Source organism: Solibaculum intestinale (assembly GCF_040096205.1).
Taxonomy (GTDB): Bacteria; Bacillota; Clostridia; order Oscillospirales; family Acutalibacteraceae; genus Solibaculum_A; species Solibaculum_A intestinale.
Map to the genome: position 1 here is coordinate 64,129 of NZ_JBBMFD010000013.1, position 7,860 is coordinate 71,988.

At 57.0% G+C, this 7,860-nt stretch carries 8 protein-coding genes; 3 read left to right on the forward strand and 5 right to left on the reverse strand.

What is annotated here, in order from left to right:
* Positions 1-38: 38 nt before the first annotated feature.
* A complete protein-coding gene (gene hprK, locus WMO26_RS08590; RefSeq protein ID WP_349219635.1) occupies positions 39-1,007 on the reverse strand; it encodes an HPr(Ser) kinase/phosphatase in 969 nt (322 codons plus the stop codon).
* Positions 1,008-1,287: 280 nt separating this feature from the next.
* On the opposite strand from hprK, the gene WMO26_RS08595 reads away from it, so the two are divergent.
* Positions 1,288-2,463: a glycosyltransferase gene (locus WMO26_RS08595; RefSeq protein ID WP_349219637.1), complete on the forward strand. Its 1,176-nt coding sequence runs from the start codon at positions 1,288-1,290 to the stop codon at positions 2,461-2,463.
* A gap of 221 nt (positions 2,464-2,684) precedes the next feature.
* Here WMO26_RS08595 and WMO26_RS08600 read toward each other — a convergent pair whose 3' ends face one another.
* The 4 genes from WMO26_RS08600 to WMO26_RS08615 form a co-directional block, all read right to left on the reverse strand.
* Positions 2,685-3,785 (reverse strand): Nif3-like dinuclear metal center hexameric protein, encoded by a 1,101-nt coding sequence (locus WMO26_RS08600; protein WP_349219638.1) that lies wholly within the window; start codon positions 3,783-3,785, stop codon positions 2,685-2,687.
* On the reverse strand, positions 3,782-4,492 hold the full coding sequence (locus WMO26_RS08605; RefSeq protein WP_349219639.1) for a class I SAM-dependent methyltransferase: 711 nt from the start codon (positions 4,490-4,492) through the stop codon (positions 3,782-3,784). Before WMO26_RS08605 ends, WMO26_RS08600 begins: the two co-directional genes overlap by 4 nt.
* A complete protein-coding gene (locus WMO26_RS08610; RefSeq protein WP_349219640.1) occupies positions 4,489-5,745 on the reverse strand; it encodes an MFS transporter in 1,257 nt (418 codons plus the stop codon). The genes WMO26_RS08605 and WMO26_RS08610 overlap by 4 nt, the downstream gene beginning before the upstream one ends.
* A gap of 107 nt (positions 5,746-5,852) precedes the next feature.
* Positions 5,853-6,056, reverse strand: a complete 204-nt coding sequence (locus tag WMO26_RS08615) for a DUF1858 domain-containing protein (protein ID WP_349219642.1) — start codon at positions 6,054-6,056, stop codon at positions 5,853-5,855.
* Between the two features lie 278 nt (positions 6,057-6,334).
* Between WMO26_RS08615 and WMO26_RS08620 the strand changes: the two genes are divergently transcribed.
* On the forward strand, positions 6,335-7,099 hold the full coding sequence (locus tag WMO26_RS08620; RefSeq protein ID WP_349219643.1) for a type III pantothenate kinase: 765 nt from the start codon (positions 6,335-6,337) through the stop codon (positions 7,097-7,099).
* Positions 7,100-7,184: 85 nt separating this feature from the next.
* Positions 7,185-7,781, forward strand: coding sequence for an ECF transporter S component (locus WMO26_RS08625; protein ID WP_349219645.1), 597 nt, complete (start codon positions 7,185-7,187; stop codon positions 7,779-7,781).
* Positions 7,782-7,860: the final 79 nt, after the last annotated feature.

Below are 7,860 nucleotides of genomic sequence, written 5' to 3' on the forward strand. Positions count from 1 at the left end.
AAATCAGCGGCCGGGGATTGCGTTTTTCAGAGTACCGGTTAAAATTCGTTCCATTCGGGGTTTGCCTCGGTGGGCGCCCCGAAATCCGCCGCCATCCCGAGCTTGGAAAGCAGCTCGTGGGCGGCGTTGTAGCCCATTTTTTTCTGGCGGTTGTTCATGGCGGCCACCTCGATGATAATGGCCAGATTCCGTCCGGGTTTTACCGGAATGGTGAGCATAGGCACCCGAATGCCGAGGATCTCGGTCTGCTCGCTGTCCATTCCCATCCGGTCGTAGACCTTCGAGCTGTCCCACTGCTCCATCTGAATAACCATGTCGATTTTCTCGGTTACCTTAACCGCACCCATACCGAAGATGCGGCGGGCGTTGATGATGCCTACACCCCGCAGTTCAATAAAATGGCGGATATTTTCCGGAGAGGAGCCCACCAGCGACCGGCTGGATACCCGGCGGATTTCCACCGCGTCGTCCGCAATCAGCCGGTGGCCCCGCTTGACCAGCTCAATGGCCGTTTCGCTCTTGCCCACGCCGCTTTCCCCTAAGAGAAGGATGCCTTCGCCGTACACCTCTACCAGTACCCCGTGGCGGGTGATGCGGGGCGCGAGCTGGACGTTTAAATAAGAAATCAGGCTGGCGATGAAAGCGGAGGTTCCGTCCGCCGTGCGGCAGACCGGCACGCCGTACCGGGGCGCCAAGGACAGAATTTCCGGGAACGGCTCCAGCCCCCGGGTCAGAATCACAATGGGCGGCTTGCGGGAGAGAAGCGTTTCGATGAGGGATACCCGTTTTTTCTCCTCCAGCTGGTCGAGAAACGCGAATTCGCTTTTTCCGATGACCTGGATGCGGGTGTTGTCAAAATATTCGTAGAAGCCGGTAAGCTGCAAACCGGGACGGTTGATGTCGCTGGAAGTGACAAGCAGCTCCTGCGGATCCCCCGGCAGAAACAGCGTCTCCAAGGAGAATTCCTTGATGATCTTATTCAGATTGACCGAAAAGGTGCCAGCCAAATGCATCATCCTCTTTTCCATTTGGTTTATAGGGACAAGCCTATTATACCGCATTCTTTCGGTTCTGCCAATAGTACGTGAAAATTCGGCGAAGCGGAGGGAAAAGACAAGTTTTTCTTTGAATGCGCGGCAAACTATGGTACAATAAAACATACAGAGTGAAACAAACGCTGCAACCGGTTCGCAGGGACTGGATCAGATCGGGCGTCAAAAGGAAAGGCCGGGGAACGCTTGTGTTTTCGTTTTGCCGGCGCCTAAAAACGCGGAATAGGGAGGAACTATGAGAATTGCATTGTTTGCCGAGACCTATCTGCCGTATATCAACGGCGTGGTCACCCACGTAAAAGTGCTCAAAGACGGGCTGACGGCATTGGGGCATCAGGTAATGATCGTGACCACCGATCCCAAGGCCAAGAAGCATTATCTCAAGGACGGGGTTCTCCACTGCCCGGCTCACAGCTTTAAGAAGAAGGAACTGTACGGATACAGTGTTTCAAGCCTATACAGCCGAGTACGTATGAAATATTTGAAGGCGTTTCGTCCGGATGTGCTGCATATGCACCAGGAATTCAGCATGGGAATTTTCGCGGCCTACGCCGCCAAGCGCCTGAAAAAGCCGTTGGTATACACGCTGCACACCATGTATGACGAGTATATCTTCTACATTGCGCCCGACCTGTTTGTGCCGGCCATGCGCAGCGTATCCCACGGGTACGCCCACATCTTGGCCAGGCAGGCGGACGCCATTACCAGCCCTTCCGCCAAGGCCAAGGAGTTTTTGGAAAAATGTCATGTGAAGAAGCCGGTGGAGATCATCCCCAACAGCATTGATTACGAGGAGTTTGACCCGGACCGGTTTTCGCCTGAGCAGATTGCAGGTATCCGCGAGAAGCTCGCAATCCCCGAAGAGGCCACGGCAGGCGTTTTCGTGGGCCGTTTGGGACGGGAGAAGAGCGTGCACCTGCTTCTCGACTATTGGGCGGAGTATTTCAAAAAAGACGATGCGCTTCGTCTGGTCATCATCGGTGACGGGCCGGAGCAGGAGCCTCTTAAAAAGCAGGCAAACGAGCTGGGCATCGGGGACCGGGTGACCTTTACCGGAAGCATCCCTCATGAGCAGGTCCCGCCCTATTTTATGGCGTGTGACTTTTTTATCACCGCGTCCATCACCGAGATGATGTCCATTTCCATGCTCGAAGGGATGGCCTCCGGCCTGCCTGCGGTGCTGCGGTTCGACCCGCTCAACGCCGGCCAGGTCCAGGAAGGGGTCAACGGTTTTACCTATCGAAACCCGGAGCAGATGGCCGAAATTGTCCGTAAGCTGGCGGGCATGTCCTTAGAGGAAAAGCGGGAGATGCGCGCGCAGGTGCGCGAAAGCGTCAAGGACAAGGGTGCTAAAGACCTGGCGAACTACATGCTGGGCGTCTATTCCAGGGTCACAGGAATCCCGGTGTAACCTCGGCTGCCCGCTGTATCGTTTTGTATCCCGCAAAGGAACAGCCAGTTCATTGCCGTGCCGCCTGCTTATTTAGGCGAAGACGCCGCAACGCAGAGATGCGGTATGTTACGCGGCTGCTGACGTCCTGTTTCCCATTGGAATCGAAGAAGGCCCCTGCGCGAAAGCCATTTGCTTTCGCGCAGGGGCCTTTTGTTTTGCGAATCCCGTCTTTTTCCGCCTTACCGTGAGGATGTCCAGTACCGGGCTGGGTCCCCAAAAACCGCCGACTTGTGGAAGGCCACCTGGGGGAACCGGGCGGCCAGCCGACTACACAGCGGCTCCACCACCACGTCTTCCGTGGAAAAGTGCCCTGCGTCCACCAGGGTCATACCCGCCTCCATCGCCTCCAGAAGCTGATGGTGCTTTACGTCCCCCGTTACCAGCGCGTCCGCGCCCACGGCGGCGGCTTTCGCAACGGCGTCTCCGCCAGCGCCGCCCAACACCGCCACCCGCCTGACCGGCCGCCGTCCCGGCACATACCGCAGACCGCCGCAGCGCAGGCATTCGCCCACGTAGCCCGCGAATTCCTCCGGCTGCTGTTCCGAGTCCAGAAACCCGATGAGACCCAACGAATCCGAATCCGCCAAAGCGGTCGTTTCGAAAACGTCGAAAGCCGGCTCCTCATAAGGGTGCGCCTTTCGCATGGCGCCAAGAACCGCCTCCACCTTGGAGGGCGGGCAGATCATTTCCAGCCGGTCCTCTTTTGCATACTCCCATTCGCCCGGCTTGCCCAAAAAGGGCTTTGCTTCGTCCAGCGGCAAAAAACGGCCCTCTCCGGGAGACACGAAGGCGCACCCGGCGTAGTTGCCCAAAGTGCCCGCCCCTGCCTCTTTCATGGCAGAATGGATACGGTTGGTATATTCATGGGGACAAAATACGACTAGTTTCCTATAAAACCGGGTATTTTCCCGCACAAAGGGCCTTTGGTCGGTTAGTCCCAGCCGGTCGGCTAGGCAGTGGTTAACGCCTTCGGCCGCTAAGTCCAAACTGGTATGGGCGCAGATGGCGCCGATTCCCGCCGCGGCCAGCTGATAGGAAATGCTGTCCGCCAAAAAGGTTTTGGCCGGATGGAACAGGACCGGATGATGGCTGACGATGAGCTGGGCGCCTTCGTCTTTCGCTTCTTTTACCACAGCCTTAGTAACGTCCAGCGTCACCACCGCCTTGGTGACCGGGGCGTCCGGGTCTCCCACCAAAAGGCCGCTGTTGTCCCAGCTTTCCTGGTGGGAAAAGGGCGCGAATTCGTCGATGGCGGCAAAAATGTTGCGGATGGTGGTCATAGGGATGCCTCCTTTTGCTTTAGGTCCAGGGCGGCGGCCTTCTCCGCCAGCGCATGGATGACCTGGTCGATGCGCTCGCTCTCCTCAGGGGAAAAGCCGGCCTTGCGTTTGGCGAGCAGCGCTGCCTGGCGGGTGAGATAAGCAGGGGTGTAGGGAGAGACGCTTTCCCCCAGCCGCCCCAGATAGCATTCTTCCAGGGAAGGGGAGAGGGCGCGCCCGGCAAAGGCCGCCAGCATCACTGTATAAAGCCGTCCGCCGTCTAACACCGTTTCTTCCCGTATGAGGTCGAACCCGTTCTTGTACAGAAAAGCGCGCAGCTTTTCCGGATGGCTCATGGGCTGCAATACGAGCTGTAACGCCTCATCCTGCACCCAGGGTGCACGCCCAAGAATGGAGGCAATCAGTTCCCCGCCCATCCCGGCGATCACAATGTCGTCCACCTCGTCCCGCTTCAGAGCGGCGAGACCGTCGGACAGGCGCAGCTCCACCAGGTCTGCCGCCCGGTAGGTGTCCGCCGTTTCCCGGGCCCGGGCCAGGGGGCCGGCGTTTATGTCCGCCGCGATGGCGTGGGGACAAATTTGGCGGCGCGTCAGCCACACCGGCAGATACCCATGGTCGGTGCCGATGTCGGCCACCCGGCTGCCCGGGCGGACGAACGCGGCGCACTGACGCAGCCTGGGGCCCAGGGAAAAGGGATGCTCTCTCATGCCGTTTCCTCCTTTGGCTTGCGCAGCATCTTGACGGCCACATGGCCCAAAAACGCAGTGCCGTACTGGGCCGCCGTCATAACCAAAACCGCCGCTGCGTACAAGGTCAGGTCCACCGGCAGCATCAGGGAAATCAGAATGCCGATGGCCCGTCCGCCGTTTAGGATAATGTCCTTAATGGCGAAGATTTCCTGGCGTTTGTCATACGCTTGTGGCACTTGCTCCACCGACGCGATGAAGATGCTGGTGGTGGGGGTAATCATGAACTGAACCAAAAACGCATTGATCAGGTTATAGGCGAGGACCACGTACAGGTTGGTGGCCAGCAGCAGGATCACCGAGAAGCCCACCATAATCGTGGTGGCCAGCACCAGCAGCCGAATGCGGTTTTGCGGGTGCATAAAGCGGCCGATGACCACAAAGGCAACCACCGATCCTACGCCGGTCAGGAAGGTGGAAAACCCCACCAGCGCTTCGCTGGGCTGCATGTAAAAGAGGAACACCGGGATGATATAGGTGAAAATCCCCTCCCGCAGCCCTCGGCAGAACTTGACCGCGATGGGCAGGGAAAGCCGCTTTTCCCTGGCTACCAGCTTAATGGCCGTCAGGTAGTGAAACGATTTGTTGCGCGACGGGGGCGCTTTTACAAAGAAAGTGCAGACCATCGTCAGAATGGAGACGCCGAAGGAAATGCCGAAGATGACGAAGTAGCCCACGTTTCCGGGCAGGGAGGAAATAAGAAAGCCTGAGGTCATGGGCACCACCAGGTTGATGACGGCCAGCACGATGCCGAACACCGACAGAGCCTGGTCCCGGTTGGCGTCCTTGGTGGTGTCGGTGAGCAGGTTATAATACCCCAGCCAGTAGAACACGCCGCCCAGGCCGTTTAAGAGGCCCACCAGAATGACATAGTTGCTGCTGGCGTCTCCCATGAACAGCACGAACGCGTACTCCAGGTTGTAGGCGATGACGCCCAAAATGACCACGGTGCGCGGAGAGGTTTTGCTGCAGATGGGGGCGGCGATGTTCATAAAAACCATGGCGGTAAGGATGTTGAACAGGTTAAAGAGAATACTCGCGCGCATGTCGCCGGTGTTCTTCATAAAGAAGGTGTTGATGAAAACGGAGGAAAGGGTGGTGAAGAACAGAAAGCTGATGTGAACGGCGGCAAAGCGCTTAAAGTCCCTGGAGCCTTTCAGGTCTCCGAACAGGGAAAAGCCGGAAAGCCGGCGAAAAAGCGGACGAAGGTCCATGAGCAAAAATCCTCCATGCATATGTAAAATGGTTGAACAGTACCGGATAGAAACACCGCCCGGCAAAACGGCCGGGCGGAAAAACATATTTTAGGAAAGACGCGCGGTTATTTGCCCGCAAGATGGGCGTTGATCTTTCTGACCAGCTCGTCCGCATCCACCCCGTGGACCTGGCAGGCTTCCTCCACCGATTCCCCTCTGGAAGCCGGGCAGCCTAGGCAATGCATACCCATTTCCAGGAAGAAAGGGGCCGTGCTCTCGTCCATATCCAGGATATCGCCGATAACGGTGTCTTTGGTAATCTGTGTCATTGCAGTTCCTCCAATTTTTGATAGAATGGTGATTTGCCTCCTCAAAAGAGGAAGCGGCCTTCTTGTTACCCGTATTATAATTCCCTTGGTCGCGCAATGCAATACCGCAGGCGTAGTATTTTTTTGCGCAGTTTCGTCAAAACGCAAGATATCGAAAAATCGCTTTCAAAAGTCGCCAACCTTGTGAAAGTTTTTGCGTTTGCCGCCCTTGTCAAAAGAAGAGGAAACGGGTATACTATATCCATAAAATGAGAACCAAAGGAAGCGGAGGAACGTCCATGCTGCTAACCATTGACATCGGCAATACCAACATCACACTGGGTGCCTACCGGGGTGAAACTCTGCAGTTTGAATCCCGCATGGAGACCAACCGCTTCCGTATGGAGGACCAGTACGCCATCGAGCTGCGGGATATTATTGACTTGTACGGCTTTTCGCCCACGCAGTTTCAAGGGGCCATTATCTGTTCGGTGGTCCCGGCGCTGACCTCGGTCATCGCCAGGGCGGTAGAAAAGCTGGTGGGCAAAGAGCCGCTCCTTGTGGGCCCGGGTTTGAAAACGGGGCTCAACATTCGCATTGACAATCCCGCTCAGCTGGGCGCGGACCTGGTGGCGGGCGCGGTGGGGGCCATTGCCAAGTTCCCCTGCCCCTGCATCCTTTTTGACCTTGGCACCGCCACCACTATTTCAGTGGTAGCGAGAGACACCTCCTTTTTAGGCGGCATCATCATCCCCGGCGTTTACATTTCCTATAACGCCCTGACCTCCCGCACCGCCCAGCTGCCGCAGGTAAGTTTGGAGGCGCCGTCCCATGTGATCGGGAAAAACTCCATTGACTCCATGAAGTCCGGCTCCGTCTACGGTACCGCCGCCATGATCGACGGCATCTGTGAACGCATCGAGGAGGAGATCGGGGAGAAGGCTACCGTGGTGGCCACCGGCGGCATCGCCGGTGTGGTGATCCCCCATTGCAAGCGGGAAATCATCCACAGTGACAATTTGATCTTAGAAGGCCTGCGCCTGCTTTACGAGCGCAACCGGTAACCTCGCCAACAGCGCCGGAAATCGGCGTTTTGGATAAATTCGGCGCTGCATCCGCTTAGCGGAGCAGCAGCTAGGAGGAATTTCTATGTCAACCGCAACCTCATCCCTGACGAAAACCCAGAGAATGGTAGGCCTTGCCATTTTCACCGCTGTAATCATCGTATTGCAGCTGGTCGCCACCTTTGTAAAAGTAGGCCCCATTTCCATCACCCTGACACTGGTTCCGATTGTGGTCGGCGCCGCCGTTTACGGAAAAGGCGCGGGCGCGTACCTGGGCGGCGTATTCAGTGTAGTCGTGCTCATCTGCTGCATCACCGGTGCGGACGCAGGTGGCGCGATGATCTGGAATGCCAACCCCTTCCTTTGCATTTTGGTCTGTATGGTTAAGGGTGTGGCCGCAGGCTTTGTGGCGGGCCTTGTCTATCGCCTGATCGCGCCCAAGAGCGTCATTGGAGGAACGGCAGTGGCCGCCGTTTTAAGCCCCATTGTGAACACCGGGATTTTCTGCCTGGGCTTGATCCTGTTTTTCCGTCCGGTTTTGATCAGCTGGGCTGGCGGAACCGACGTGCTTTATTATATCATTTTCAGTCTCTTGGGGATCAATTTCCTGGTGGAGCTGGGCGTCAACATTGTATTAAGTCCCATTGTGGTGCGCATTCTCAAAGCGGTGAAAGCCGCCTGACACGTTTCTGCAAAGCGCCGGGCCGAATAGAAAAGCGGTTTCCAGCGATACGGGGAGAGAGACCGGCCGGGTTAGCCGC